This is a genomic window from Actinotalea caeni (assembly GCF_009733795.1).
Taxonomy (GTDB): Bacteria; Actinomycetota; Actinomycetes; order Actinomycetales; family Beutenbergiaceae; genus Pseudactinotalea; species Pseudactinotalea caeni.
Map to the genome: position 1 here is coordinate 1 of NZ_WNXX01000017.1, position 25,101 is coordinate 25,101.

Below are 25,101 nucleotides of genomic sequence, written 5' to 3' on the forward strand. Positions count from 1 at the left end.
CCGCGCCGGTCGACCCGGCCGACCGGCCGCGCCGGCCGACCCGCGCTGCCGGCTCACACCGCGCGCCGGTGTGCCGCGTGCCGCGGCCCCGCGCCGCGAGTCTCCTGACCCCGTGACGGCCGGCCGCTACCCTCGTCAGCGCAGGGCGGCGCCGAACCGCGGCACCGACACTCACATCTAGGAGGCCCGGTGATCAAGGGGTTCAAGGACTTCATCATGCGAGGCAACGTGGTCGAGCTGGCGATCGCGGTCGTCATCGGTACCGCGTTCGCCGCAGTCGTCGACACGTTCGTGTCGTCGATCGTCACGCCGATCCTCAACGTGTTCGGCTCGCCGGACACCGGCGGCTGGGGCATCGACCTGCGCGCCGGTGACACCGTCGACGGCGTCAACCCGACGCTCATCGACCTCGGCGCGATCGTCAACGCCCTGATCGTCTTCCTCATCACGGCGGCGGTCGTCTACTTCGCCTTCGTCGTCCCGATGAACAAGTTCACGGAGATGCAGAAGAAGCGCAAGGGCATCCAGGAGGGCGTCCCGGAGCCGACCGACACCGAGCTGCTCACCGAGATCCGCGACCTGCTCAAGGCGCAGCGGCAGGCCTGACCGCCCCCGCCGCTCCCGAGCCCGGCCCGGGTGCCCTGCGGGGCCCCGGGCCGTCGTGCGTCCAGGGAGGGGCGGGCGCCCTGCGGGGCGTCGCACGTCCCGGCGGCGGATGGATCAGGGAGGCTCGGAACTCACGCCGTCGTCGGTCGCGGCGGGCGGGAGGTCCGACGTGCCCGCCGCCCCGGACAGCACCGCACGGAACGGGCCGAACCCGCTGGCTCCGGTGAGGGCGCCGGCGTCGCCGGGCCGCACCGCCACCACCACGGTCTCGACCGTGGCTGCCGCGCCGCCGCCCAGCCAGGAGGACGTGCCCGCCTCGGCCTCGTGCCGCGCCAGCACCAGCGCTCCCGCCGTCACGAGCCTGGCCTCCTCGGTGCGGCCCCCGGTGTCGGCGGCCGCGAGGTAGAGGTCGAGCCGGTCGCCGACGCGCAGCAGGTCGGCCAGCACCGGGTCGGCCAGCACGACCGGCGTCACCACCCAGCCCGGCGGCGCCGCCTCGGGCAGCCCGGGGCCCAGCAGCATCGTCGGCACCACCGGCAGGCCCTCCGGGACGCCGATCGTGAGTCTCGAGCCGATGACGTCGGCCGCCGTCACACCGGTGCGCGGAGCCGCGGGCAACCGCTCGACCCGCACGTCGGTCTCGGCGACCGTGGTGCCTGCGGGCAGGTCACGGGCCGCGACGACGACCGGGACCGTCGGAGGCGGTACCGGCCGGAGCTGGCCGAGCACCACCCACACGGCGACGGCGAGGCAGACCGCGACCACGAGCCACCGGGTGCGCCACAGCAGCGTGCGCAGACGACGAGACATGCGGCGACGCTAGGGCCGCCGCCCGGGGCGTGCCGGTGCGCCCGGAGGGGTGCTGTGGACGACGGTGCAGCACCGCGACCCTGTGGACGACGCGGCGCGCGGGGGCTCAGGAGCCGGAGGCCGCCTTGCCGGAGGAGCCGGTGGTCGAGGACGGGCTGCTGCTCGAGGACGAGCCGGAGCCCGACGAGCCGGAGCCCGACGAGCCGGAGGTCGACGAGCCGGAGGTCGACGAGCCCGACGAGCTCGAGCCGGAGCTCGACGAGCTCGAGGAGGAGCTGTCGGAGGAGGCCGAGCTGGAGCGGGAGTCGGTGCGGTAGAAGCCCGACCCCTTGAACACGACGCCGACGCTGCCGTACTCCTTGCGCAGGGTCCCTGCGCACTCGGGGCACTCCGTCAGCGCGGCGTCGGAGAACGACTGATAGAGCTCGAAGCGGTGCCCGCAGGAGGTGCAGGCGTAGGCATAGGTCGGCACGAGTGGCGATTGTACGTCGCGCACCCGGGGGCGGTTAGTCTCGGGACGTGTCGAAGATGTCCTGGTGGCGCCGGATCGCGATCGCTGTGGCGGCGGTCCTCGTCGTCGTCCTCGTCGGGGGCGCCATCACGCTGTTCTCCATCTCGCGCAGGGCGCTGCCGGACACCGGCGGCGAGTTCCGCGTCGAGGGTCTGCAGGGCGAGGTCCAGGTGGTGCGCGACGAGCGGGGCGTGCCGCAGATCTACGCGACCACCACGCACGACCTGTTCATGGCGCAGGGCTACGTGCACGCGCAGGACCGCTTCTTCGAGATGGACCTGCGCCGCCACATCACCGCGGGCCGGCTGTCGGAGCTCGTCGGCGAGGCCGGCCTGAGCACCGACCGCGTCATCCGCACCCTCGGCTGGCGTCACGTCGCCGAGCAGGAGTGGGCGCTGCTGTCGCAGGAGACGCGCACCTACCTGCAGTCCTACGCCGACGGCGTCAACGCCTACATCGCCTCCCGCGCCCCGAGCCAGCTGGCGCTGGAGTACACGATCCTCGACATGCAGTCCGCGGTCCCCGAGATCGAGCCGTGGGACCCGATCGACTCGCTCGCCTGGCTCAAGGCGATGGCGTGGGACCTGCTCGGCAACTACGACGAGGAGCTGGGTCGCGCGGCCGTCTACGGGCAGGCGCAGGGGTACGGCGACGACGTCGCGCTCGACATGGTGCGCACGATCTTCCCGGCGTACCCGACCGAGCGGAACCTGCCGATCCTCACCACGCCGGAGCTGCTGGCCGCCAACGCCGAGCTCGAGGCGACCGAGCAGGCGGAGGCCGGCCCCGGCGCCTCGGACGACACGACCGCCACGCCCGGACCGCAGGGCCCGTCCCCCGACGCCGCGCTGCTCGCCCACGAGGCTCTCGCCGGCGCGGCAGCCGCCCTGGCCGCCGTCCCGCACCTGCTGGGCGAGGGGGACGGCATCGGGTCGAACAGCTGGGTCGTCTCGGGCGAGCACACGGCCTCGGGGCTGCCGCTGCTGGCGAACGACCCCCACCTCGGCATCTCGCAGCCGGGCATCTGGTACCAGAACGGCCTCCACTGCCGCGAGGTCGGGCCGGACTGCCCGTTCGACGTCGCCGGCTTCAGCTTCTCGGGGCTGCCCGGTGTCGTCATCGGTCACAACGCCGAGCTGGGCTGGGGCTTCACCAACATGGGCTCCGACGCCGTGGACCTGTTCATGGAGCGGGTCTACCCCGACGACACCTACCTGTACGACGGCGAGCGGCTCCCGCTGACCGTGCGGCAGGAGGTGATCGAGGTCAACGGCGGCTCGCCCGTGACGATCGAGGTCGCCGCGACCGAGCACGGCCCGATCGTCTCCGACGTCATCGGCGGCGTCCGGGGGGCGACCCAGGGCCCCGACCACGAGGACCAGCCGCCGGGCGGTGTGAGCGGCTTCTCGGTCTCGATGCAGTGGACCGCGCTGCAGCCGGGCCGGACCGCCGACGCGATCTTCCTCCTCAACACCGCCACGGACGCCGCCGACGTCGCCGCGGCCGCCGCCGCGTTCGAGGTGCCGACCCAGAACATCGTGTTCGCGACGACGTCGGGCGACATCGGCTACCAGGCACCGGGGTCGATCCCGGTGCGGGCCGACGTGCCCGGCTCCCCGGTGCCCACCGACGGCTCCTGGCCGCGACCGGGCTGGGACTCCCGCTACGACTGGCAGGGCTACGTCGACGCCGCCGACATGCCGCGCGCGCTCAACCCGCCGGAGGGCTTCATCGTCGCGGCCAACCAGGCCGTGCAGGCGCCGGGGACCGAGCCGTTCCTCACCGTCGACTACGACTACGGCTACCGGTCGCAGGCGATCCGCGACGCCCTGGAGGCGCGGATCGCGGACGGCGGCGAGCTCACGGTCGCGGACATGAACGAGATCCAGCTGATCGACGCGAACCCGTACGCCGAACTGCTGGTGCCCGTGCTGCTCGAGATCCCGGTCAAGGACCCGTTCACCGGCGAGGACGACGCCTTCACGCAGGAGGCGGTCGACCTGCTGGCCGACTGGGACATGCGCAACGACGTCGACTCGGCCGCGGCCGCCTACTTCTCGGCCGTGTGGGCGAACCTGCTGCGGCTGACGTTCTGGGACCAGATGCCGGCGGAGCACCGGCCCTCGGGCGGTTCGCAGTGGCTCGAGGCGGTCCGTGCGCTGCTGGAGGACGACGAGAGCCCCTGGTGGGACGACCGGGCGACGATCAACGTCGTCGAGCAGCGCGACCAGGTGCTCGCGGAGGCGCTGCGTGCGGCCCGTACCCAGCTGACGGTGCTGCTCGGCAAGGACCCCTCGGACTGGCGGTGGGGCGCGCTGCACGTCGCGGCACCGCAGCACCAGGTGCTGGGCGGCGAGACCGTGCCGGGCGCGATCCGCAGCATCGTCAACCCGCACCAGGTCGGCGTCGCCGGCGGCAGCTCGATCGTCAACGCCAACGGGTGGGACGCCTCCGCCTGGGAGCTGGTCGACGGGGAGCCGACCTACCCGATCTTCACCGTGACGGCGGTGCCGTCGATGCGGATGGTGCTCGACCTCTCCGACTGGGACGCCTCGACCTGGGTGCAGCTCACCGGCAACTCCGGGCACCCGCTGTCGCAGCACTACGCCGACCAGCTGCACGCGTGGGCCGCGGGCGAGACCTACCCGTGGCCGTTCGGCGCGGAGGCGGTCGAGAAGGCCGGGCGGAGCACGCTGACGCTGCTGCCGAGGAGCTGAGGCTCACTCCTCGCCGACGAACCACCAGCCGTCGGGGGTGAGGACGCCGTCGACCACCTTGTCGTGGTCGGCGCGGGGCAGCGGAGCGTCGCTCACCTCGTCGGCGAACACGATCGCCACCACCGGTGCGTCCGGGCGGCGATGCACGAGCACGCGGTCGTACCAGCCACCGCCCTGACCGAGCCGCACCCCGGTGCGGTCGACGGCGAGCGCGGGAACGAACACGACGTCGGCGCGCTGCAGGGCGGTGACGCCGAGTCCGGGACCGGCGGGGTCCGGCGGGCGACCGGGCGCGCGCACCTCGAGCGGCTCGCCCGCGCGGTGCAGCGCCCAGTCGCGCGACAGCCCGGGGCCCAGCATGGGCAGCAGCACGTCGATGTCGCGCTCGTGCAGGTGGTCCATGAGCGGCTGGGTGGGCGGCTCGGTGGGGCGGGCGGCGTACACGGCGACGCACCCGGCGTCGGCGACGATGTCGCTCGCGTGCCGGGCGATGGCGGCACCGGCCTCGGTGCGCTCGCGAGAGCTGCGACCGTGCCGGTGGGCGCGGACCGCCTCGCGCAGCTGCTGCTTGGCGTCCTCGGTGTCGAGGGTCGGCTCGGTCACGACCAGGGACGACACCGACCACATGACTCCCACCTTCCCGCACGACGGGCCCGTCGCGCTACTCGGCACCCCGAGGAGCCGCGCATCAAGACGACGAGACGGGGAGGCACCGGGCAGCGGCGCGGCCCTACAGTTCTCGCGTGGAGCTGACCGACGGCGTCGTGCGACTGCGGCCGCTGCGCCGCCGCGACGCCGCCGCGTGGGAGCGGCTGCGTCGCGAGAACCACCACTGGCTGTCCCGGTGGGAGGCGACCGCGCCCTCGCTCGAGGGCCGCCGTCCGACGTTCGCGCAGTACGTGCGCGACCAGGCCCGCGCGGCCCGGCGGGGGACGGGGTACAGCTTCGGCGTCGAGGTCGACGGCGAGCTGGTGGGGCACGTCACGGTCTCGTCGGTCACGCTCGGGTCGCTGCGTGGCTGTGCGATCGGCTACTGGATCGGGGAGCGCTGGGCCGGTCGTGGCTACATCCCGCGGGCGGTCGCGCTGGTGACGGACTTCTGCTTCTTCGAGCTCGGTCTGCACCGGGTGGAGATCAACATCCGTCCGGAGAACGCGGCGAGCCTGCGCGTCGTCGAGAAGCTGGGGTTCCGCGACGAGGGGCTGCGGGAGCGGTACCTGCACATCGACGGCGCGTGGTGCGACCACCGCACGTTCGCACTGACGAGCGAGGAGGTCGGCGACGGCCTGGTCGCCGCCCTCGCGAGGAGCCTCGAGAGGGGCTGACGGGAGTCAGAGCCCGACACGCCGACGTCGTGCCCGGGAACCTGCCGACGGCGGACCTACCGTCATGACGTGGGCGATCTCGCGGGCTGGGTGCTGCTGGGCATCGTCGTCCTCGTGCTCGCCTACATCCTTCCTGTCGCGATCCGGTCGCGGCAGGTCGTCGTCGACTCCCGCGTGGACGACCGCTACTCGGGCGACCTGCGGGTCGTCGCGACGGCCGGTCACCGTCCGGTCGCGACCCCAGGTTCCACCCGCGTGCTGGTGCACCAGCGGCTGAACGAGGAGCACCCCATGAAGTCCCAGGCCGATCGTCTGCTCGCGGCGTCGGACGCCCGGCGTCTCGCCGCTGCCCGGGCGGCGCGCGCAGCCGCGTCGAGCAGCCGCGCCGCCGCGGCGCGTCGCCGGCTGCTGCTCACCGTCGTGGTCGCCGGGCTGACGGTGGCCGGGTGGGTGGGCTGGGGCCTGCTCAGCTGGCCGATGCTCGCGGGCATCGTCCCGGCGGTCGCGCTCGTCGGGGTGATCGCGCTCGGTCGTCGTGCGGCCGCGCTGGGTGCCGCCGCCGACGCCCGGTGGGAGCGCGAGATCGCGCAGATCACCGCGCAGGCGCACCGCCGCAGCGCGTCGAAGGTCCGCGCGAGCGGGCGGCCGCGGCTGCGTGTCGACGTCGACCCCACGACGCTCGTGACCGACGCGGCGCCGGCGCCGGAGAAGCCGGCCGAGACCCCCTCGGAGCCTGCGTCCTGGACGCCGGTGCCGGTGCCGCCGCCGGCGTACACGCTCAAGCAGAGCGCGCCGCGCCGCCAGGTGTCGCCGCTGGTCATGGACGCGCCGACCGAGCGCATGGACCCGGTCGCCGAGCCCGCACCGGGGGCGGCGCCGGCGGAGGAGCGCAGCGCCGAGCCCGCGGCCGAGACCACCACGCCGGTCGCCCCCGCCATGGACGTGCAGGCGGTGCTGGCCCGCCGTCGCGCCGCCGGCTGACGCGGCGTCGAACCACGGCGCACCAGGTGCTATTCTGGACGCCGACCTGGGGCTATGGCGCAGTTGGTAGCGCGTCTCGTTCGCAATGAGAAGGTCGGGGGTTCGAGTCCCCCTAGCTCCACAGGACAGAAGGACCCCCGCCGGTTCCGGCGGGGGTCCTTCCGCGTCTCTCGGGCTGTGCTTCCTCGCCGAGTTCGCACCGTCCCGCCGAGTTCGCACCGTGCACGGTCCGAACTCGGCACGACGGTGCGAACTCGGCGGAGTGTGCGCCGGGTGGCGCTGGGCGGCAGAGGGCGGTCAGCCGCGGCCGGCCTTGGCCTCCATGAGCTCCTCGACCGCCTGCGGGATCGTGGTCTCGAAGTCGAGCAGCTTCGCCCAGGTGGGTGTGACGCGGATGACGACCATCTGGTCGTAGAGGCCTCGGACACCGGCCTCCCACTCGGCATACTGCTCCGGCGTCATGAAGGTCTCGCCGCCCTCGAGATAGCCCTCCGGCGGGCCGTCGACGGTCTCGAGGTCGACGACGCCGCGCAGGAGCAGCACCTTGGGCGGGAACGCGTTGGTGTCGATCGTGATCGCCACGGTCGGCTTGGCGCGCAGCGCTGCGACCTTCGGTGCGTTCGTGGCGGTCGCCATCGTGATCCGGCCGTCCTCGAGCCAGAACCCGATCGGCACGACGCGTGGGTCGCCGTCGAGGCCGTCGTAGGCGAGCCGCAGCGGGTCGGTGCTGTGGAGGAGCTGCTGGGCGTAGGGCTTGGCGAGGACCTCGGCGATCTTCTGCTGGTTCATGTCTGCTCCCTCGATCGGTGTGCTCACGCGGGGACGGAGCCGCCCCGCCGGTCCCGACATCGTCGCACGAAATCGAACACTTGTGTACGAGTTACGTACTCGGGCTCACGCGGCCGCCCATGACGGCGGTGCACGCCGAGGCAGCGGCCCGACGGCGTCGCTTCCCGGGGGGCGGGAGCCCGCCAGCGGCGTCGGCCACCTCGCCGCCGACGGCCTAGCCTGACCGCATGCCGCACCACGACCTCGTCATCATCGGCACCGGCTCGGGCAACTCGCTGATCACACCCGACCTGGAGGGCCTGGACATCGCGATCGTCGAGGAGGGCCGGTTCGGCGGCACCTGCCTCAACGTCGGCTGCATCCCCACGAAGATGCTTGTGGTGCCGGCCGACCGCGTCGTCGAGGCCGCCGACGCCGCCCGGCTGGGCGTCACGTTCGCGCCGCCCCACGTCGACTGGCCGGCGATCCGCGACCGCGTGTTCGGGCGCATCGACCCGATCGCGACCGGGGGCGAGGCCTACCGGCGCTCGCAGGACTTCGTGACGGTCTACGACCAGCACGCCGAGTTCGTCGGCGAGCGCACGCTGCGGCTGGCGGACGGCACCGAGGTCAGCGGCGACCACGTCGTCGTCGCGGCCGGCTCCCGTGCGCAGGGGCTGCCGGTGCCGGGGCTCGAGCACCCCGACCCGGCCCGTGGCCTGCACACCTCCGACACGATCATGCGCATCGACGCGCTGCCGCCCCGGATGCTGGTGCTCGGCGGCGGGTACGTCGCGTGCGAGCTCGCGCACGTGTTCTCGGCCTACGGCGTCGCGATCACCCAGGTGCAGCGCTCCGACGTGCTGCTCACGCGGGAGGAGCGCACCGTCTCCGAGGCCTGCACCGCGGCCGCGCGCCGCCGCTACGACCTGCACACCTCCACGACGGTCACGGCCGCCGAGCACGTCGACGGCGTCTGGCGGGTGTCGGTGCTCGGTGCCGACGACCGCACCGAGGTGCTGGAGGCCGAGATGGTGCTGCTCGCCGTCGGTCGCGTCCCGAACGGCGACCGGCTCGCCGTCGAGCGCGGCGGGATGGAGGTCGACGAGCACGGCTACGTCGTCGTCGACGACCACCAGCGCACGACGGCGCCCGGCACCTGGGCGCTCGGCGACGTCTGCTCCCACTGGCAGCTCAAGCACGTGGCCAACCACGAGGCCCGGGTGGTCGCGCACAACCTCGAGGTCACCCTCGGCCGGCGGGACGGGCAGCTGCAGCGCGCCGACCACCGCTTCGTGCCGCACGCCGTCTTCGGTCACCCGCAGGTCGCGTCGTTCGGCCCGACGCAGCAGCAGCTCGCCGCGTCGGGCACCGCGTTCGTCACCCACACCCAGCGCTACGGCGACGTCGCGTACGGCTGGGCGCTGGAGGACCTCGACGGCTTCGTCACGGTGCACGCCACCCCGGAGGGGCAGGTGCTCGCCGCGCACTGCGTGGGGGCGATGTCGTCGAGCATCGTGCAGACGCTCGTGCACGCGGCCAGCTTCGGGCAGCCGGCGCACGAGGTCGCGCGCGGCCAGTACTGGATCCACCCCGCGCTCGCCGAGGTCGTCGAGAACGCGCTGCTGGGGCTGCCGACGTCGGAGGCGCGCGGCAGCATGTGACGCATGAGCACGCCACGCCCGGACGTCCCCGAGGAGATGCTCGAGCGCCTCGACGCGATCCTCGCCGACCTGCCCGAGACCTACCGCGAGGACGCGTGGGTCGGGCAGCGCTGGCGGGTCGGGACCGCCACGGTCGTCCACGTGTTCGGTGGCGAGGACCAGCTGTTCCGGATCGTGTTCCGGGGCGAGCCCGACGAGGTCGCCGCCTTCGAGCACCTCGGGCCGCCCTACTTCCGGGCGGGCTGGGGCGAGAACGTCATCGGGATGGTCGTCGACGAGACGACGGACTGGGCGGAGGTCGCCGAGCTCGTCACCGACTCCTACCGCATCCAGGCGCCCGCTCGGCTGGCCGAGAGGCTGGTGACATGAGCCGTTACCTCCTCGCGCTCACCGACGCCGGCGGCACCGTGCCGCCCGAGCTGGGCGTCGCGCGCCGGCTGCGCTCCCGGGGCCACCGCGTCACCGTGCTGTGCGACGCCTCGATGGCGGCCGCCGCGGAGCGCACGGGCGCCGACGTGCGGACCTGGTCGGTCGCGGTCGCACCGTTCGAGGACTGGCGGCTGCGCTCGCCCACCGCGCTCGCGCGGGGCATGGCTGAGGCGATGATCGCGGGCCCCGCGGCCGGGCACGCGCGCGACACCGCGGCCGCGGTGGCCGAGGTGTCGCCGGACGCCGTCGTCGCCTCGTTCGTCGCGGTCGGCGCGATGATCGCCGCCGAGGCGGCCGGGCTGCCCTACGCCGTCCTCGTCCCGAACGTGTACTCGCTGCCGGCGCCAGGGCTGCCGCCGTTCGGGCTGGGGCTGCCGCCCGCGCGGGGCGCGCCGGGCAGGCTCAGGGACCGGGTGCTGTCCGACGCGAGCACGCGCATGCTCGGTCGCTACGCGCTCGAGCCGCTCGACGGCGTCCGCCGCGAGCACGGGCTCCCGCCGCTGGCGAGCGTGTGAGGTCAGCACCAGCGCGCGCAGCGGCAGCTCGTGCTCACCGCGGCCGCGTTCGACCTGCCGGGCGAGCTGCCCGGGACCGCGCGCTACGTCGGGCCCGTCCTCGACGACCCGGACTGGGCCGCCGGCGAGGCGTGGACCCCGCCGCCGGGGGAGGGGCCGCTGGTGCTCGTCGCGATGTCCTCGACGTTCCAGGACCACGTCGCGTGCCTGCAGCGGGTCGCCGACGCGCTGGCGCAGGCGGGCGTGCGCGGCGTCGTCACCACCGGACCCGCCGTCCCGCCCGGTGCGGTGCGCGGCAGCGACCGCGTGCAGGTCCTGGCCGCGGCGCCGCACGCCGAGGTGCTGCCGCACGCCGCCGCGGTCGTCACGCACGGTGGGCACGGCACGGTGATGAAGGCGCTCGCGGCGGGGCTGCCGCTGGTCGTGCTCCCGCACGGTCGCGACCAGGCCGACAACGCGCGACGGGTCGCGCTGCGCGACGCCGGTGTCACGCTGTCGCGGCGTGCCTCGGCTGCGCGGATCGCCCGCGCCGTCCGTCGGGTGCTCGACGACGGCCGGTACCGCGACGCCGCCGCGCGCCTCGGCGAGGCGATCCGCGCCGAGGCCGCGACCGACACGCTCGAGGTCGAGCTGGAGAGCCTGGTCGGCTGATCCTCAGGCGGGCGCGATCCCGCCCGGCAGCGGGGTGGCCTCCTGCGGCACCCGCTCCTCGGGGCGCGGCGGTGGCGGCGGCGTGCCGTCGCCCCACGGGCGGCCGCCGAGCTCCTCGCGGCCGTGCGGCTCCAGCCACCCGGACAGGTCCGGCCCCTTCGGGACGATGCCGTTCGGGTTGATGTCGGTGTGCACCTCGTAGTAGTGCGACTTGATCTGGAGGAAGTCGACGGTGTCGCCGAACCCGGGCGTGGTGAACAGGTCGCGTGCGTAGGCCCACAGGGCCGGCATCTCGGTGAGCCGGTTGCGGCTGCACTTGAAGTGCCCGTGGTAGACCGGGTCGAACCTGACCAGCGTGGTGAACAGCCGCACGTCGGCCTCGGTGATCGTCTCGCCCATGAGGTAGCGGCGGTCGGTCAGCCGCTCCTCCAACCAGTCCAGCGCGGCGAACAGCCGGTCGTAGGCGGCGTCGTACGCCTCCTGGGAGCCGGCGAACCCGCACCGGTAGACGCCGTTGTTGACCTCGGTGTAGATGCGCCGCATCACCTCGTCCATCTCCTCGCGCAGCGGCTCGGGGTAGAGGTCCGGCGCGCCCTCGCGGTGGTGGTCGACCCACTCGCTGCTCATGTCGAGGGTGATCTGCGCGAAGTCGTTGGTGACGACGGCACCGCTGGGGACGTCGACGATCGCGGGCACGGTGATGCCCTTCGGGTAGCCGGGGACGCGGCGGTAGTAGGCCTCGGCGAGCCAGTGGATGCCGAGCACGGGGTCGAGCCCGTCGGGGTCGAGGTCGAACGTCCACGACCGCATGTCGTGCGTCGGCCCGCAGAACGCGATCGAGATGGCGTCCTCGAGCCCGAGCAGCCGCCGCACGATGATCGTGCGGTTCGCCCACGGGCACGCGCGTGCCACGACGAGCCGGTAGCGGCCCGGCTCGACGGGCCAGCCGTCGGCGGCGTCGCGGGTGATGCGGGACTCGATGTAGGAGGTGTCCCGCGTGTACTCCTGACCGGGAAGGACGTAGCCGCTGCTTGCCATGCCGTCAGGCTACGGGCGCAGGCGACCCCACGGCACCTGCCGTGCAGGGGTCGAGGACCGCTCGTCGGGAGCGTGCGGCCCGGCACCTCGTCGACGCGGCGCCTGTCGGTCCGGCGGCGCCGGTGGTCCCTCGCCCGCGCCCGGCGTCCGACTCCGCGGCGCGCCGGACCGCCGTCCCGCGGCGGACGGCGAGCGCGCAGGAGGATGGTGCCGTGAGCCTCCCGCTGATCCCCGCTCCCGCCCGCCTCGACCTGCTCGACGGCGAGCCGTACGAGGTACCGCACGACTACTGGACCGCCGGCGCCGGCCCCGAGACCGGCGACGTGCGCTACAGCCTCGAGGTGTCGGCCGAGGGCGGGTTCGAGATCGCCCCGCAGGGCCCGGGCGGCGACGAGGCCGCGACCGCCACCGTCGTGCAGCTCGTCGAGCTCACGCAGCGGCGTGTGCCTGCGCTGCGCATCGAGGACGCGCCGCGGTACGCGTGGCGCGGGCTGATGATCGACGTCGCGCGCCACTTCTTCGGCCCCGGCACGCTGCGCAAGGTCATCGACCTCGCGGCGCTCTACAAGCTCAACGTGCTGCACCTGCACCTCACCGACGACCAGGGCTGGCGCTACGAGGTGCCGAACCGCCCCGAGCTCACCGAGGTGTCGGGCGCGACCGCCGTCGGCGGCTCGGCGGGCGGCTTCCTCAGCGCGGCCGAGCTCGCCGACCTCACCGCCTACGCCGCCGAGCGTGGCGTCACCGTCGTCGGCGAGATCGACCTGCCGGGTCACACCGGCGCCGCGCTGCACGCGGTGCCCGGCCTCAATGTCGAGGGCGTCGCGCGCGAGGCCTACACCGGCACCGACGTCGGGCACTCGACCCTGCGGCTCGACCTGCCCGAGACCGCCGCGTTCCTCGAGGACGCCGTCGGCGCGCTCGTGGCGCAGACCGTCGGCGAGTTCGTGCATGTCGGGGGCGACGAGGTGCGGCTGCTCACACGCGAGGAGTACCTGGCGTTCGTGCAGCACGTCGAGGCGCTCGTGCTGCGGCTCGGCAAGCGGCCCGTGTTCTGGCAGGAGGCCGCGCCCGCGCTGCAGGACACCCGCTCGGTCGTGCAGCTGTGGGACTCCAACGCCGACCCCGCCGAGGTGGTGGCGGCCGCACGGCGCGGCCACCAGGTGATCCTCAGCCCGGGCAACCGCACCTACCTCGACATGAAGTACGACGCCGGCACCCGGCTCGGGCTGGACTGGGCGGGCTACGTCGACGTCCGCGACAGCTACGACTGGGACCCGGCCACGCTGGTCGAGGGGCTCCCGCCGGAGTCGATCCTCGGGGTCGAGGCCGCGCTGTGGACCGAGACGATCGAGACCGAGGACGACCTCTTCGCGATGCTGCTGCCGCGACTGCCCGCCGTCGCCGAGGTCGCCTGGTCGGCGCCCGAGGTGCGCGACTGGGAGGCGTTCGCCGAGGACCTCGAGGCGCACGTCGCGCTGTGGCAGGCGCGTGGTCTCGCTCACACACCCCGTCCGCTGACCGGGACCTGAGCCTCCTGGCGCGTCGGCGGCCCCCGGGCATGCCCTAGCCTGCTGCGCGTGACTTCTACCTTGATCGCCCCCGAGCTGGCACTGCACGACGGCACGACGATCCCGCAGCTGGGCTTCGGCGTCTGGCAGGTCCCCGACGACGAGGCGCAGCCCGCCGTCGAGGAGGCGCTCCGGGTCGGCTACCGGCTGATCGACACCGCCGCGATCTATGGCAACGAGCGTGGCGTCGGCCGCGCGATCGCCGCCTCCGGGCTGCCGCGCGAGGACGTGTACCTCACGACCAAGCTGTGGAACGCCGACCAGGGGTACGACTCGGCGATGCGCGCCTACGAGAAGTCCCTCGCGCGGCTGGGCGTCGACCAGGTCGACCTCTACCTCATCCACTGGGCCGCGCCGCCGCTGGACCGCTACGTCGACGCCTGGAAGGCGCTCGTCGCCCTTCAGGAGCAGGGCGCCGTCCGGTCGATCGGTGTCTCGAACTTCCACGCCCCGCACCTGCAGCGCATCATCGACGCCACCGGCGTGGTCCCCGTGGTCAACCAGGTCGAGTGCCACCCGTACCTGCAGATCGAGCAGCTGCGTGCGTGGAACAGCGCCCACCAGATCGCGACCGAGGCGTGGTCGCCGCTGGGCTCCGGCAAGGGCCTGCTCGACGACCCGGTGCTCGCCGAGATCGCCGAGCGTCGCGAGGCGACGCCGGCCCAGGTCGTGCTGGCCTGGCACATCGCGCAGGGCAACGTCGTGATCCCGAAGTCGGTGACGCCGTCGCGCATCGCCGAGAACTGGGCGGCCCTCGGCGTGCACCTGGAGCCGGAGGACATCGACGCGATCGAGGCGCTGGAGCGCGGCGAGCGCACCGGCGGCGACCCCGACACCGCCGCCTTCGCGAGCCCGACCCCCGAGTGACGACGGGCGGGCCCTGCACCCGCCCCGCCGCTGCTGCCGTCCTGGGTCAGACCCAGGACGGCAGCAGCATGTGCAGCCGCCAGAACCAGTACGGCACCCACTGCCCGGTCCAGATCGGCCAGTAGAACGCCGACACCAGCAGCGCGGCCACCACGAGCGCGGCCGCGGCCCAGATGCCCGGTCGGCGCTCGCGCAGCGGTACCGAGCGCGGCCCCACCAGCTCGCCGATCCCGTAGGTGAGCGCGAGCACGACGTACGGCACGAACGCGACCGCGTAGAACGTGAAGATCGTGCGGTGGGAGTAGGCGAACCACGGCAGGTAGCCGCCCGCGTAGCCGGCGAGGATCGCCCAGGCCCGCCAGTCGTGCCGCCGGAACGCCGCCCACAGCACCAGCAGCAGCGCGAACGCGGCGCCCCACCAGATCACCGGGTTGCCGACCGAGAGGATCGCGCCCGCGCAGCGATCGGCGCCGCACGTCTGCCACGCGCCGTCGGTCTCCTCGACCGAGCGCCACGCGAACGACGTCGGCCGGAGCTGGATCAGCCAGCCCGCCGGGTGCGACTGGTAGGTGTGCTCGCTCGTGAGGTTGTTGTGGAAGTCCCACATCCGCAGGTGGTACTCCCACCAGGAGTTCAGCCAGTCCGGCATCCACGGACGCTCGGGCTGCTCGGCCGCCGCGTTGGTGGTCGCCGCCCACTGCCGCATGTAGCCGTCGGTGGTCGCCCACCACGGCAGCCACGTGAGCACGTAGGTGAGGGCCGCGACCGGGACCGTGAGCAGGAAGGCGGGCACGCCGTCGCGCAGCGCGCCCGCGCCGACCCAGTAGCGGACCCCGACGGCGCGGCGCGCCGCGATCGTCCACGCCACCACCAGCAGCCCGAACGCGGCGAGGAAGTAGATGCCGGACCACTTGACGCCGCAGGCGAGCCCGAGCGCCACGCCCGCGACCAGCAGCCACGGGCGGAACCCGACACGCGGCCCCCACGGGTCGTCGTAGCGGCCCTCCTCGGCGAGCTCGACGGCGGCCGCCGCGGCCAGCCGGCGCCGGTAGGAGTCGCGGTCGACCAGCACCGCCACGAACGCGACCAGGGCCCAGAACGACAGGAAGACGTCGAGGATCGAGATCCGGGACATCACGAGGTGGTTGCCGTCGATCGCCAGCAGCAGGCCGGCGGTCGCGCCGAGCGTCGTCGAGGCGAACAACCGACGCGCGGCACGCACGAGCAGCAGCACCGACAGCGCGCCGACGACGGCGGCCGCGACACGCCACGACACCGGGTCGTTCGGGCCGAGCAGCCGCATCCCGGCGGCGATCATCCACTTGCCGACCGCGGGGTGGACGACGTAGTCGGCCTCGGTGCTGAGCTGGGAGTAGTCGCCGGCGGCGAACCGCTCGTTGGGCTGCCGGCTCTCGTCGCCGACCTCGTACTCGACCCAGTCGCCCTCGTAGCCGAGCTGCAGCAGCGACAGCGCCTGCTTGACGTAGTAGGTCTCGTCGAACACGAGTCGTCCGGGGCGTCCCAGGTACAGCAGCCGCAGCACCGCCGCGACCGCCGTGACGAGCAGGGTGACGACCCAGCCGGTGACGGCGGAGCCCGGCACCGGTCGCACGAGCCGGGACAGCAGGTCGGTCTCGATCTGCGTCCGGGTGCGCCCGGCGGTGACGACCGCCGGCGCCGCGAGCCGCTGCCGCAACGAGCCGAGGAGGTCCCGGGGGCGGCGCGGGGCGCTGGTGCGCGTGTGGCGGCTGACGCCGACGCGGCGGCGCACGGGGGGCGAGGCGGTCGCCTCGGGGGTCGTGGTCACGTCGGTCGCGAGACCGGTGTCGGTGCGCGTGCTCGGCGCGCCCGCGGCGGTTGCTCCCGCGCTCCCGCCGCCGTCGGGTTGCGGGGCCCACGCCTCGTCGGGGGACGCACGCACGTCGTCGTCGGCTCCCCTCACGGCCACGAGTGTAGGTGGCGGTCGCGGCCGCGGCCTGGCACCGACGAGCCCCCGGCACCTGTGGGTACCGGGGGCTCGGGAGGCAGGGTCAGCGGAGCCAGGGGTGCTTGCGGACGACGTCCTGGTGCGCCCACCAGCGGCCGAGGCCCCACGTGTCACCGGCGAGCGTGACCGCCGCGATGACGAGGAGCAGGCCCTCGACCCAGTGGGAGTCGAGGATCGGGTTGGTGGCCGACTCGCCGATCCACGGCAGCGCCACCAGGTACATGAACGCCATGAGCAGCGCGCCGCCGACGGCCGCGATCCGCAGGCCGGCGCCGGCGATCATCGCGACGCCGATGCCGAGCAGACCCAGCATGAACAGCACGTCCCCGACGGGGTTGGCGAACGTGGACTGGAAGAACCCCGCGAGCGGCTGCGCCGGGTCGAGGTTGTTGAGGTAGCCCTGCGCGGGGGTGCCGCCGTTGATCCAGGCGCGCTCCGCGGGGGTGGAGAAGCCGAGCCCGAACGTCTTGTCCAGGAACGGCCAGAGGAAGAAGAAGCCGATGACGATCCGCGAGACCGCTAGCACCTTCCGGGCGAGCGGGCTGGTGACGACCGACTCCTGAGTGACGACCGCGGCGGAGGTGGTGACCTCGGCCTGCGCGGTGCGGGTGGTGCTCATTGTCTGGTCCTTGTCAGGTGATGGGATGGTGCTTGGATCGAGCGCTCATGACCATTGTTGGGCGCCACGACCGCCCCCGCTCGGGACGGAGGTCCCCCCGTCCCTGGGACCTCGGTCCCAACCGACCCCGCTGTCAACCCGCTTCTGCCCCCTCGGACGGTTTCAACCCACTTCTGCCCCGGCGCGATCGGCGGCGTCGGGGGCAGGAGTGGGTTGAAACCGGCCCGTGAGACCGGTGACGGCGAGGACCGCTCCGCACCCGGGTCCCGACCCGCGGCACCTGGCAGACTCACGGCGTGGACACCTCAGGCGCCGTCGTGCTCGCGGGCACCCCCATCGGGGACGCCGAGGACGCCCCGCCGCGGCTGCTGCGGCTGCTCGCCGAGGCCGACGTCGTCGCGGCCGAGGACACCCGGCGGCTGCGAGCGCTCGTCGCGCGGCTGGGCGTGACGCCGTCCGGCCGCGTGGTCAGCTACCACGAGCACAACGAGGCCGCCCGGGCGTCCGAGCTGGTCGAGGCGGCGCTCGCGGGCCAGACCGTGCTCGTCGTCAGCGACGCCGGGATGCCCGGCGTCTCCGACCCGGGCTACCGGGTGGTCCGCGCCGCGGTCGACGCGGGCGTGCGGGTGACCGCGGTCCCTGGTCCGAGCGCCGTCCTCGTCGCGCTCGCGCTCTCCGGGCTCCCGACCGACCGGTTCTGCTTCGAGGGGTTCCTGCCGCGCAAGCCCGCCGAGCGCCGGCGTGCGCTCGCGGCGCTGGTGACCGAGCCGCGCACGGCCGTGCTGTTCGAGTCCACGCACCGGATCGCGGACACGCTGGCCGACATGGCGCAGGTGCTGGGACCGGACCGGGCCGCCGCCGTCTGCCGCGAGCTGACCAAGACGTACGAGGAGGTGCGCCGCGGCACCCTCGCCGAGCTCGCCGCCTGGGCCGCCGACGGCGTGCGGGGCGAGATCACCGTCGTCGTCGCCGGTGCGCCGCCCGTGCCGGCGTCGACCGACGACCTGCTCGCCGAGGTGCTCGACCGGGTCGCGGACGGCGAGCGGCTCAAGGAGGCCACCGCCGCCGTCGCGGAGCGGACCGGTGCCAGCCGGCGCGAGCTCTACGAGGCCGCGCTCGCGGCGCGCGACGCCGCACCGGGTGACCCGAGTCATCTGGGTCATCCGGGTTATCGTGGCGCGACCTCGCGGAAGGAGGGCCGGTGATGGCGGTCAACCGCAACCTCGTGCGCACCGTGATGACGATCGTCGGGACCGCCGGCCCCGTCGTCGCGACGTACCTGCGCGAGCACCCCGAGATCGCCCAGGAGGTCCAGGCGACGGTCACCAAGCTGCTGCGGCGCCGCTCCTCCGGGCCGGCCGGCATGCGGCAGACGATCGAGGTGCTGCGCGAACAGGTCGCCTACCTGGCCGACAGCGCCGACGACGGCACCGAGGCCGCCCGCGCCCAGGACTGGTCGCGGCGGCTGGACAACCTCGACCACGCGGTCGCGATGCTGCACGACACGGCCAGCCGCCGCGAGGTCAAGGTCGTGCGGCAGCGGCTGCACGCGCTCCGCGGCGAGATCCTCGCCGCGTTCGTGGCCGAGCAGGCGGACGACGCCGAGCAGCGACGCCTCGGTCGGTGATCGTTCGCTAGTTGTTGCGTCTCATGAGGTTGGTGACGCTGGGGGTGTGAGGAAGGGGTAGGTCCCCGGCGGCAGGATGGAAGTACCTCTACGACCGTTCTGCTTGAAGGACCTACCCCTCGATGAGTCACGCTAACGCTCCGTTGACCCCTGCTGGTCGGCTTCGTCTGATCCAGCGCTGCCAGCACCGCCCGATCGCTCACGTGGCCGCCGAGGCAGGGATCTCGCGGGCCTGCCTGTCCAAGTGGACGGCCCGCTACGACGCCGACGGCGAAGAGGGCTTGATCGATCGCTCCAGCACGCCGTTCGCTCGCCCGACCCAGCTTGCTCCGGCGGTGGTGGATCTGATCGAGACCTGGCGCCGGGAACACAAGTGGACCGCCCGGCAGATCGCCCGCGAGCTGGGCGCTGCCGGGCACCAGGCCTCTGTCGCGACGGTGGGCCGCTGGCTGGTGCGGTTGGGCATCAACCGGCGCAAGGACCTGGACCCTGACGGCTCCTCCAACCGGGAGGTCGGAACCATCACCACCCGCTTCCCTGGTCATATGGTGCACCTGGATGTGAAGAAGGTCGGCCGCATCCCCGATGGTGGCGGCTGGCGCGCCCACGGCCATGGCAGCGCTCAGCACAAGAAGTCCAGGGCTGCCAAGAGAGCTGGCGCCCGCGCCGGGTACGTGTACCTGCACTCGATCATCGACGGCTACTCCCGCCTGGCCTACACCGAAGCCCTGCCCGATGAGAAGGCAGCCACCACGATCGCCTTCTATGCCCGCGCCCGGGCGTTCTTCGCCGCGCACGGCATCACCCGGATCGTGCGCGTGATCACCGACAACGGCTCCAACTACCGCGCCCGCGACTTCACCCGGACCGTCCTGGCGACAGCCTCCCGGCACCAACGCACCCGCCCCTACACACCCCGCCACAACGGCAAGGTCGAGCGCTACCAGCGCATCCTGGCCGAAGAGCTGCTCTACGCCCACGCCTGGAACAGCGAAGCCGAACGAGCCGCCGCCATCACCGTCTGGAACATCCACTAGAAGTAGGCCAGGACGTCGGCGGCGCGCTTCTTCAGGGTGCGCCCCAGGGTTCGGACCTCGTGGAGCGCGGCGGGAACGCCGGCGCTCAGTGAGGTGATGAGTTCGGTCATGAGTGCTCGGCCGGTCGCGCGGTCCGGGGCGCGGTAGGCGGTGATCATCTGCTGGTAGACGCCCCAGGTGGCCTCGACCTGGACGTGCTCCTCGACAGCGAATAGCGCCTTGAGCCGGGACTGCTGCTTGTCGGTGAGCAGCTCGGCGCCGGTGTGCAGGGTGCGACGGGCGCGGTAGAGCGGATCGGCAGCCCGTCCTCGGTGGCCGTGGAGCTCTTGCTGGACGCGGCGGCGGCAGCGGTCCATCGCGTCGCCGGCCAGGCGCACGACGTGGAAGGGATCCATCACCGCCACGGCCTTGGGCAGTTCCTCGGTGGTGGCGGTCTTGAACCCGGTGAAGCCGTCCATCGCCACCACCTCCACGCCCTGGCGCCAGGTCTCGCCGCGATCCTTCAGCCACTGCTTGAAGGCTTGCTTGGATCGGCCCGGGACCATGTCCAGCAGCCGCGAAGGGCCAGTTCCCTCGCGGATCGGGGTGAGGTCGATGATGACGGTGACGTACTTGTCCCCGCGGCGGGTGTGGCGCCACACGTGCTCATCGACGCCCACGACCCTCACGCCGTCGAACCGGTCCGGATCGCTGATGAGCAGGCGCCTGCCCTCGGCCAGGACCGCGGCGTTCGCGGTGTTCCACGACACGCGCAGGCCCTCGGCCAGGCGCGCGACCGTCAGGTGCTGGCACACGATCGCCTCCAGGGCCCAGCGCAGCCCGCCGCGGGAGATCGCCGCCCGCGGTTCGGCCGCTGCGGTGGTGTCCTGACGCCACACGTGCCCGCACCCGGTGCACCGGTAGCGGCGCACGGTGATCAGCAGCGTGGTGGGGCGCCAGCCCAGCGGCTCGTGCGCCAGCTGCCGGGTGACGGTGTCGCGCGGCACGCCCTCGCAGCCGCACCGTCGACACCACTCGTCGGCCGCAGTGACTCGGCAGGCGAGCACCGCGCGGTCGGGCTCGAGCAGCTGGCCGATGACCTCCAAGCCGAGGTCGTCCAGGCGGGCGAACGTGGTCAGGTCAGGGCGCGTGAAGGTAGCCTCGAGCATGTCGAGGTCTTTCGGGTGGCTGGCGTAGGAACCTCCATCATCGGAAGACCTCGACCTCTACCCAGCGGCCGACGCACCCACTACCTCTACACCCTCATCTGCGAAGAGCCGCCAGATCAGACCGTCACAGTGGAGCCAGACCAACCTGCCAGAGTCACGAGGGACGCCGCCGAGGCGAACGGTCTCGGACTCAGCCCTCTGGGAACTCCAGGCAAGACAGTTCGCCCCAGACGGGAGAGACGGCAAGGATCTCGTCTCCGTCGGGGCTGATCTCCCAGACGACTGCGTCGAAGGTGTCGGCCGTCGGAATTGCGCAGACGTCCAATGGGTACTCGTCTGAGGGCACGGGTTCGGCGAGTTCGATGACGACGAACCAGTCGTCGCGTGCCCCCGTGACGGGTTCGCGCGCTTCTCCCTCACGCCACGCCTGCGGAAACCGGTCATCGCCGCGCGCAGTTTCTTCGGCGCGTTCTCCCGGAGAGGAGGGCGTAGGAGCGCATGCGGCCAGGGTCGCCGCTGCCAGCGCAGCGACTGCCACCATTGACGGCCAGGAACGGTGACCTTTCATCGGAGCGCTCATGTCGTCAGGATCCATCCTGAGGGGATCTGGTAGGTGATCGACGCGACGATGCAGTTTCCGGCATTGCTCCCGCTGGCGACCTTGCCCGAGGTGAGGCCAACTGCGTTGCTGAATTGGAACCACGGGCCGCCGCTGTCGCCGTTGTTGCACAGGGTGCCAGATCCGCTGTTCATGTCGCTGCGTCGACCGCGGAGGGCCCGTCGTCGGCTGGGCTCGCGTCGTCGTCGTTGTCGGCGTGCGCCGGCGACAGGCTCCCCATGACAAGGGCTGCCGCAACCGCCAGATACACTGTTGGCTGGCGAAACGTCTTGAACGTGCGATGGGTTGGCGGCACCTTGAGCCTCCCCCTAGTGGCATCTACGTTGATGCAAGCGCGAGTCTAATCATCGCTTCTGAGAGAAGCAACAACTTTCCGGCGCGCCTAGGGCGTGTTGGTAAAGCCCGTCATCGTGTCCAGATGAGGGTCGCGGCGAGGGTGAGTCCGGCGAGATAGGCCCGGGCGGTCTTGTCGTAGCGGGTCGCGATTCCGCGCCACTGCTTGAGCTTGTTGAAGCAGCGCTCGACGACGTTGCGACCCTTGTAGGCCTCGGCGTCGAAGGTGCGTGGCCGGCCGCCCCGGGATCCGCGGCGAGCGCGTCCGGCCTTCTGGTCATCGCGTTCGGGGATGGTGACCTTGATCCCGCGGCCGGTGAGGTAGCGACGGTTCGCCGCGGAGGTGTAGGCCTTATCGGCCAACACGCGGTCGGGTCGGCTCCGGGGGCGTCCTGGCCTGCCGTCTCGGACGTTGATGGTGTCGAGCACGCTGTTGAAGTAGGTGGTGTCCGCAGCGTTCCCACCGGTCAGCACCAACCCCAGCGGCCTGCCCACGGCGTCTGTCGCGAGGTGGATCTTGCAGGTCACACCGCCACGAGAGCGGCCGATCGCATGGTCAGGCGGCTCGGGATCGCCGCTGCGAACGAAGGGATTCGTGTAACTCGACCCAGCCCCCTGTGTCCCTGGGAAGGGTGGCGCCGTGCTGGTGGACGCGGGTGATGGTGGAGTCCACCGAGACCGTCCACTCCACCTCGCCCCTGGCTGCTGCCGCGCCCTGAACGGTGGCCAGCAGCCGCGCCCAGGTGCCGTCGGTCGACACCAACCCCCAGCCTCACGACTCCGAACCGGCGTCACCAACGTCATGAGCCAGAACAGCTAGTCTCCCCGACATGATCATCTGGCGGGGGTGGGGGATCGTGGCGCTGCCGTTGGTGGCGCTCCTGGTGTTCGGGCTCGGGACGCTGATCTCGACGGGGCTGCTGGGGCACGACGCGCTCGAGGGCGTCGGCGCCGGCATCGGGCTGCTCGTCGCGGCACCGGTGACGTGGCTCCTCGGGCGGTGGCTGAACCAGCGCAGCGCCGAGAAGGCCGCGGACCGGTACGTGGCCGCGCGGCAGCCGGAGCTGCACCAGCAGGTGCACCAGGCCGCCGAGAACCAGACGCTGCGCGACCTGCAGGGTCTGTCGCAGGAGGACCTGCAGATGCGCTGGCACGACGCCTACGCGCGCAACCGCGGCCAGCTCGAGGGCGTCGCGGTGCAGCAGCTGGCCTCCGAGCGCGAGGAGGTCCGACGCCGCCTGCGCAACCAGAACTCGCTGTTCTTCATCCCGGTGCAGTGGCTGTGGGTGCCGCTGGCCGCGGGCGGGGTGCTCGCGCTCACCGGAGGCCTCGCCGGCTCCTGAGTCAGGCCGAGGGCTCCAGCAGCACGCCCGCGGCCGCCATCTCCTCGCGCGCCCTGGCCCCCTGCTCGGGCGTCACCGGCACCGTGAGGTCGGTGAGCACGCGGACGCGCAGGCCCAGCGCGGCGGCGTCGAGCGCGGTCTGCTTGACGCAGTGCGACTCCGCGATGCCCACGACGTCGACCTCGGTGATGCCGCGTGCCGCCAGCAGGTCGGCGAGCGGCCGGCCCGCGACGTCGACACCCTCGAACCCGGAGTAGGCGGCCTCGTAGCGGCCCTTCTTGACGCTGATGTCGGGGGCCAGGTCGGCCAGCGCCGGGTGCAGCTCGGCCTCGTCGGTGCCGGCCACGCCGTGCGGCGGCCAGGTGTCGACGAAGTCGGGCTCGTCGGAGAAGTGCTCGCCCGGGTCGATGTGCCAGTCCTGCGTGGTGACGACGGCGTCGTAGTCGGACCGGTGCGCGGCCGCGTAGCCGGCGACCCGCTCGGCGACGGCGTTGCCGCCCTCGACGGCGAGCGCGCCGCCCTCGCAGAACGTCGGCTGCACGTCGACGACGAGGAGCGCGCGGCGTGCGTCGCGGTCGTGGTGGGCGGTCTGCGTCATGGCTCCATTCTCGCTGTCCCGGCCGTCGTCGTCCACGCGTGTGCACGGCGCCATGCCGGGGTCGCCCCGTGTCTCGACACGCCGTCGCACCGCGGACACGGCTGCGACCCGACGGCGTGGCGCGAGTAGCCTCGCCGTCATGGAGTTCCGCCGCATCGACGGCCTGCCGCCGTACGTCTTCACCATCATCGACGGTCTCAAGCTCGAGGCCCGTCGAGCCGGTCGCGACGTCGTCGACCTCGGGTTCGGCAACCCGGACCTGCCGAGCCCGCAGATCGCGGTCGACAAGCTGGCCGAGGCGGCCCAGAACACCCGCAACCACCGGTACTCCTCCTCGCGCGGCATCCCCAACCTGCGCCTCGCCGTGGCGAACCTGTACCAGCGGCGGTTCGGCGTCACGCTCGACCCCGAGCACGAGGTGCTCGCGACCATCGGCGCCAAGGAGGGGTTCAGCCACCTCATGTGGGTGCTGCTGTCCGCCGGCGACAGCGCGATCGTGCCGACGCCCAGCTACCCGATCCACATCTGGGGCCCGTACTTCGCCGGTGCCGACGCCCGGCAGGTCCCGATCGGCGACGGCACCGACGGCGCCGGCTACATCGACCGCGTCATGGAGGCGTGGGACCTCGGGTGGCCGAAGCCGCGCGTCGTCGTGCTGAGCTTCCCGCACAACCCGACCACCTCGACCGTCGAGCTCGCCGACATGCAGCGGCTCGTCGACTGGGCGCGTGAGCGCGAGGTCGTGCTCGTCCACGACCTCGCCTACGCCGACATGTGCTTCGACGGCTGGCAGCCGCCGTCGATCATGCAGTGCGAGGGCGCCACCGAGGTGGCGGTCGAGCTGTACTCGATGACCAAGTCGTTCTCGATGGCCGGGTGGCGCGTGGCGTTCCTCGTCGGGCGACGCGACGTCATCAAGGCGCTCGCGCAGCTGAAGTCCTACCTGGACTACGGCACCTTCCAGCCGATCCAGATCGCGGCGACCGTGACGCTCAACGAGGCGACCGACTACCCCGCGGAGCTGTCGGCCGTCTACGAGTCCCGGCGCGACGCGCTCTACGAGGGCCTGCAGCGCATCGGGTGGGACATCCTCAAGCCGCGCGGCACGATGTTCGCGTGGGCGCGGATCCCCGAGGCCTACGACGACATGGACTCGATCGAGTTCGCGACGCACCTGGTGAACGCGTGCGACGTCGCGGTCTCGCCGGGTGTCGGCTTCGGCCCGGGCGGCGAGAGGTTCGTGCGCTTCGCGCTCATCGAGAACGAGCAGCGGATCGGGCAGGCGGTGCGCAACCTCAAGCGCGGCCTGACCCGGCTCGCGTGACCGGCAGGCTGCG

General features: G+C 72.8%; 25 protein-coding genes, 1 tRNA gene and 3 pseudogenes. 17 read left to right on the plus strand and 12 right to left on the minus strand.

Going from position 1 to position 25,101, the window contains the following annotated elements; all coding sequences use genetic code 11:
* Window positions 1-189 precede the first annotated feature (189 nt).
* Window positions 190-606: a large conductance mechanosensitive channel protein MscL gene (gene mscL / locus GPA02_RS13890; RefSeq protein ID WP_156200680.1), complete on the plus strand. Its 417-nt coding sequence runs from the start codon at window positions 190-192 to the stop codon at window positions 604-606.
* A 114-nt stretch (window positions 607-720) separates the two neighbouring features.
* Here mscL and GPA02_RS13895 read toward each other — a convergent pair whose 3' ends face one another.
* Window positions 721-1,416 carry an RcpC/CpaB family pilus assembly protein gene (locus tag GPA02_RS13895; RefSeq protein WP_156200681.1) on the minus strand — a complete coding sequence of 232 codons (696 nt, stop codon included), beginning with the start codon at window positions 1,414-1,416 and terminating at the stop codon, window positions 721-723.
* A 125-nt stretch (window positions 1,417-1,541) separates the two neighbouring features.
* On the opposite strand from GPA02_RS13895, the gene GPA02_RS19600 reads away from it, so the two are divergent.
* Window positions 1,542-1,733 carry a hypothetical protein gene (locus GPA02_RS19600; protein ID WP_420809363.1) on the plus strand — a complete coding sequence of 64 codons (192 nt, stop codon included), beginning with the start codon at window positions 1,542-1,544 and terminating at the stop codon, window positions 1,731-1,733.
* Between the two features lie 14 nt (window positions 1,734-1,747).
* Here GPA02_RS19600 and GPA02_RS19605 read toward each other — a convergent pair.
* Window positions 1,748-1,912, minus strand: a pseudogene (locus GPA02_RS19605) (FmdB family zinc ribbon protein); the annotation flags it as partial.
* A gap of 32 nt (window positions 1,913-1,944) precedes the next feature.
* Here GPA02_RS19605 and GPA02_RS13905 point away from each other — a divergent pair.
* Window positions 1,945-4,644: a penicillin acylase family protein gene (locus GPA02_RS13905; protein WP_156200791.1), complete on the plus strand. Its 2,700-nt coding sequence runs from the start codon at window positions 1,945-1,947 to the stop codon at window positions 4,642-4,644.
* Window positions 4,645-4,647: 3 nt separating this feature from the next.
* Here GPA02_RS13905 and GPA02_RS13910 read toward each other — a convergent pair whose 3' ends face one another.
* The gene (locus tag GPA02_RS13910; RefSeq protein ID WP_156200683.1) at window positions 4,648-5,271 is read right to left on the minus strand and encodes a 5-formyltetrahydrofolate cyclo-ligase; all 624 of its coding nucleotides are present in this window, start codon (window positions 5,269-5,271) and stop codon (window positions 4,648-4,650) included.
* Window positions 5,272-5,387: 116 nt separating this feature from the next.
* On the opposite strand from GPA02_RS13910, the gene GPA02_RS13915 reads away from it, so the two are divergent.
* The 3 genes from GPA02_RS13915 to GPA02_RS13925 all read left to right on the plus strand — a co-directional run bounded on the left by GPA02_RS13915 (window position 5,388) and on the right by GPA02_RS13925 (window position 7,071).
* Window positions 5,388-5,969 carry a GNAT family N-acetyltransferase gene (locus GPA02_RS13915; protein WP_156200684.1) on the plus strand — a complete coding sequence of 194 codons (582 nt, stop codon included), beginning with the start codon at window positions 5,388-5,390 and terminating at the stop codon, window positions 5,967-5,969.
* A gap of 69 nt (window positions 5,970-6,038) precedes the next feature.
* The gene (locus GPA02_RS13920; RefSeq protein ID WP_156200685.1) at window positions 6,039-6,950 is read left to right on the plus strand and encodes a hypothetical protein; all 912 of its coding nucleotides are present in this window, start codon (window positions 6,039-6,041) and stop codon (window positions 6,948-6,950) included.
* Between the two features lie 48 nt (window positions 6,951-6,998).
* Window positions 6,999-7,071 (plus strand) — tRNA-Ala (locus GPA02_RS13925).
* Window positions 7,072-7,247: 176 nt separating this feature from the next.
* Here GPA02_RS13925 and GPA02_RS13930 read toward each other — a convergent pair.
* Window positions 7,248-7,739, minus strand: coding sequence for a pyridoxamine 5'-phosphate oxidase family protein (locus GPA02_RS13930; RefSeq protein WP_156200793.1), 492 nt, complete (start codon window positions 7,737-7,739; stop codon window positions 7,248-7,250).
* A gap of 227 nt (window positions 7,740-7,966) precedes the next feature.
* On the opposite strand from GPA02_RS13930, the gene GPA02_RS13935 reads away from it, so the two are divergent.
* From GPA02_RS13935 to GPA02_RS19140, 4 genes are read left to right on the plus strand one after another with little or no spacing between them, the layout of a single operon-like run.
* Window positions 7,967-9,382 (plus strand): mycothione reductase, encoded by a 1,416-nt coding sequence (locus GPA02_RS13935; protein WP_156200686.1) that lies wholly within the window; start codon window positions 7,967-7,969, stop codon window positions 9,380-9,382.
* 3 nt (window positions 9,383-9,385) lie between these two features.
* A complete protein-coding gene (locus GPA02_RS13940; protein WP_204986617.1) occupies window positions 9,386-9,751 on the plus strand; it encodes an MmcQ/YjbR family DNA-binding protein in 366 nt (121 codons plus the stop codon).
* Complete coding sequence (locus GPA02_RS19135; RefSeq protein ID WP_204986618.1) at window positions 9,748-10,326, plus strand: glycosyltransferase; 579 nt, start codon at window positions 9,748-9,750, stop codon at window positions 10,324-10,326. Before GPA02_RS13940 ends, GPA02_RS19135 begins: the two co-directional genes overlap by 4 nt.
* Window positions 10,327-10,356: 30 nt before the next feature.
* Complete coding sequence (locus tag GPA02_RS19140) at window positions 10,357-10,977, plus strand: glycosyltransferase (RefSeq protein WP_204986619.1); 621 nt, start codon at window positions 10,357-10,359, stop codon at window positions 10,975-10,977.
* Between the two features lie 3 nt (window positions 10,978-10,980).
* Here the strand turns inward: GPA02_RS19140 and GPA02_RS13950 are convergent, their stop codons facing one another.
* Window positions 10,981-12,015, minus strand: coding sequence for a glutathione S-transferase family protein (locus GPA02_RS13950; protein ID WP_156200687.1), 1,035 nt, complete (start codon window positions 12,013-12,015; stop codon window positions 10,981-10,983).
* Window positions 12,016-12,227: 212 nt separating this feature from the next.
* Here GPA02_RS13950 and GPA02_RS13955 point away from each other — a divergent pair, with 212 nt between their 5' ends.
* Window positions 12,228-13,547 (plus strand): family 20 glycosylhydrolase, encoded by a 1,320-nt coding sequence (locus GPA02_RS13955; protein ID WP_156200688.1) that lies wholly within the window; start codon window positions 12,228-12,230, stop codon window positions 13,545-13,547.
* A gap of 48 nt (window positions 13,548-13,595) precedes the next feature.
* Complete coding sequence (locus tag GPA02_RS13960) at window positions 13,596-14,453, plus strand: aldo/keto reductase (protein ID WP_156200689.1); 858 nt, start codon at window positions 13,596-13,598, stop codon at window positions 14,451-14,453.
* A 46-nt stretch (window positions 14,454-14,499) separates the two neighbouring features.
* On the opposite strand, the gene GPA02_RS13965 is transcribed toward GPA02_RS13960, so the two are convergent.
* Together GPA02_RS13965 and GPA02_RS13970 are read right to left on the minus strand one after the other, a co-directional pair.
* Window positions 14,500-16,395 carry a dolichyl-phosphate-mannose--protein mannosyltransferase gene (locus GPA02_RS13965; protein ID WP_156200690.1) on the minus strand — a complete coding sequence of 632 codons (1,896 nt, stop codon included), beginning with the start codon at window positions 16,393-16,395 and terminating at the stop codon, window positions 14,500-14,502.
* Between the two features lie 88 nt (window positions 16,396-16,483).
* Window positions 16,484-17,059 carry a DoxX family protein gene (locus GPA02_RS13970; protein ID WP_156200691.1) on the minus strand — a complete coding sequence of 192 codons (576 nt, stop codon included), beginning with the start codon at window positions 17,057-17,059 and terminating at the stop codon, window positions 16,484-16,486.
* Between the two features lie 296 nt (window positions 17,060-17,355).
* On the opposite strand from GPA02_RS13970, the gene rsmI reads away from it, so the two are divergent.
* The 3 genes and pseudogenes from rsmI to GPA02_RS13985 all read left to right on the plus strand — a co-directional run.
* The gene (rsmI, locus tag GPA02_RS13975) at window positions 17,356-18,264 is read left to right on the plus strand and encodes a 16S rRNA (cytidine(1402)-2'-O)-methyltransferase (protein WP_156200692.1); all 909 of its coding nucleotides are present in this window, start codon (window positions 17,356-17,358) and stop codon (window positions 18,262-18,264) included.
* Window positions 18,264-18,686, plus strand: coding sequence for a hypothetical protein (locus tag GPA02_RS13980; protein WP_156200693.1), 423 nt, complete (start codon window positions 18,264-18,266; stop codon window positions 18,684-18,686). Before rsmI ends, GPA02_RS13980 begins: the two co-directional genes overlap by 1 nt.
* A gap of 122 nt (window positions 18,687-18,808) precedes the next feature.
* A pseudogene (locus GPA02_RS13985) lies at window positions 18,809-19,720 on the plus strand (IS481 family transposase); the annotation flags it as partial.
* 2 nt (window positions 19,721-19,722) lie between these two features.
* On the opposite strand, the pseudogene GPA02_RS13990 reads toward GPA02_RS13985, so the two are convergent.
* The 4 genes and pseudogenes from GPA02_RS13990 to GPA02_RS19465 form a co-directional block, all read right to left on the minus strand.
* Window positions 19,723-20,871, minus strand: a pseudogene (locus tag GPA02_RS13990) (ISL3 family transposase); the annotation flags it as partial.
* A 190-nt stretch (window positions 20,872-21,061) separates the two neighbouring features.
* Window positions 21,062-21,451: a hypothetical protein gene (locus GPA02_RS13995; RefSeq protein WP_156200695.1), complete on the minus strand. Its 390-nt coding sequence runs from the start codon at window positions 21,449-21,451 to the stop codon at window positions 21,062-21,064.
* Window positions 21,448-21,624 (minus strand): hypothetical protein, encoded by a 177-nt coding sequence (locus GPA02_RS14000; RefSeq protein WP_156200696.1) that lies wholly within the window; start codon window positions 21,622-21,624, stop codon window positions 21,448-21,450. The genes GPA02_RS13995 and GPA02_RS14000 overlap by 4 nt, the downstream gene beginning before the upstream one ends.
* A 271-nt stretch (window positions 21,625-21,895) precedes the next feature.
* Window positions 21,896-22,627: an IS5 family transposase gene (locus tag GPA02_RS19465; protein ID WP_156200698.1), complete on the minus strand. Its 732-nt coding sequence runs from the start codon at window positions 22,625-22,627 to the stop codon at window positions 21,896-21,898.
* 26 nt (window positions 22,628-22,653) lie between these two features.
* Between GPA02_RS19465 and GPA02_RS14010 the strand changes: the two genes are divergently transcribed.
* Window positions 22,654-23,166 carry a hypothetical protein gene (locus tag GPA02_RS14010; protein WP_156200701.1) on the plus strand — a complete coding sequence of 171 codons (513 nt, stop codon included), beginning with the start codon at window positions 22,654-22,656 and terminating at the stop codon, window positions 23,164-23,166.
* A 1-nt stretch (window position 23,167) separates the two neighbouring features.
* Here the strand turns inward: GPA02_RS14010 and GPA02_RS14015 are convergent, their stop codons facing one another.
* Window positions 23,168-23,764, minus strand: a complete 597-nt coding sequence (locus tag GPA02_RS14015) for an isochorismatase family protein (RefSeq protein ID WP_156200702.1) — start codon at window positions 23,762-23,764, stop codon at window positions 23,168-23,170.
* A gap of 139 nt (window positions 23,765-23,903) precedes the next feature.
* Between GPA02_RS14015 and GPA02_RS14020 the strand changes: the two genes are divergently transcribed.
* Window positions 23,904-25,088 carry an aminotransferase class I/II-fold pyridoxal phosphate-dependent enzyme gene (locus GPA02_RS14020; RefSeq protein WP_156200704.1) on the plus strand — a complete coding sequence of 395 codons (1,185 nt, stop codon included), beginning with the start codon at window positions 23,904-23,906 and terminating at the stop codon, window positions 25,086-25,088.
* Window positions 25,089-25,101 lie beyond the last annotated feature (13 nt).

What these genes read in the sequence shown, in the direction of transcription:
- GPA02_RS13895 (WP_156200681.1), bottom strand. Translation starts at nt 1,416, where the DNA reads ATGTCTCGTCGTCTGCGCACGCTGCTGTGGCGCACCCGGTGGCTCGTG.
- GPA02_RS13905 (WP_156200791.1), top strand. Translation starts at nt 1,945, where the DNA reads ATGTCCTGGTGGCGCCGGATCGCGATCGCTGTGGCGGCGGTCCTCGTC.
- GPA02_RS13910 (WP_156200683.1), bottom strand. Translation starts at nt 5,271, where the DNA reads ATGTGGTCGGTGTCGTCCCTGGTCGTGACCGAGCCGACCCTCGACACC.
- GPA02_RS13930 (WP_156200793.1), bottom strand. Translation starts at nt 7,739, where the DNA reads ATGAACCAGCAGAAGATCGCCGAGGTCCTCGCCAAGCCCTACGCCCAG.
- GPA02_RS13935 (WP_156200686.1), top strand. Translation starts at nt 7,967, where the DNA reads ATGCCGCACCACGACCTCGTCATCATCGGCACCGGCTCGGGCAACTCG.
- GPA02_RS13940 (WP_204986617.1), top strand. Translation starts at nt 9,386, where the DNA reads ATGAGCACGCCACGCCCGGACGTCCCCGAGGAGATGCTCGAGCGCCTC.
- GPA02_RS19135 (WP_204986618.1), top strand. Translation starts at nt 9,748, where the DNA reads ATGAGCCGTTACCTCCTCGCGCTCACCGACGCCGGCGGCACCGTGCCG.
- GPA02_RS13950 (WP_156200687.1), bottom strand. Translation starts at nt 12,015, where the DNA reads ATGGCAAGCAGCGGCTACGTCCTTCCCGGTCAGGAGTACACGCGGGAC.
- GPA02_RS13970 (WP_156200691.1), bottom strand. Translation starts at nt 17,059, where the DNA reads ATGAGCACCACCCGCACCGCGCAGGCCGAGGTCACCACCTCCGCCGCG.
- GPA02_RS13980 (WP_156200693.1), top strand. Translation starts at nt 18,264, where the DNA reads ATGGCGGTCAACCGCAACCTCGTGCGCACCGTGATGACGATCGTCGGG.
- GPA02_RS13995 (WP_156200695.1), bottom strand. Translation starts at nt 21,451, where the DNA reads ATGAGCGCTCCGATGAAAGGTCACCGTTCCTGGCCGTCAATGGTGGCA.
- GPA02_RS14000 (WP_156200696.1), bottom strand. Translation starts at nt 21,624, where the DNA reads ATGAACAGCGGATCTGGCACCCTGTGCAACAACGGCGACAGCGGCGGC.
- GPA02_RS19465 (WP_156200698.1), bottom strand. Translation starts at nt 22,627, where the DNA reads ATGACGTTGGTGACGCCGGTTCGGAGTCGTGAGGCTGGGGGTTGGTGT.
- GPA02_RS14010 (WP_156200701.1), top strand. Translation starts at nt 22,654, where the DNA reads ATGATCATCTGGCGGGGGTGGGGGATCGTGGCGCTGCCGTTGGTGGCG.
- GPA02_RS14015 (WP_156200702.1), bottom strand. Translation starts at nt 23,764, where the DNA reads ATGACGCAGACCGCCCACCACGACCGCGACGCACGCCGCGCGCTCCTC.
- GPA02_RS14020 (WP_156200704.1), top strand. Translation starts at nt 23,904, where the DNA reads ATGGAGTTCCGCCGCATCGACGGCCTGCCGCCGTACGTCTTCACCATC.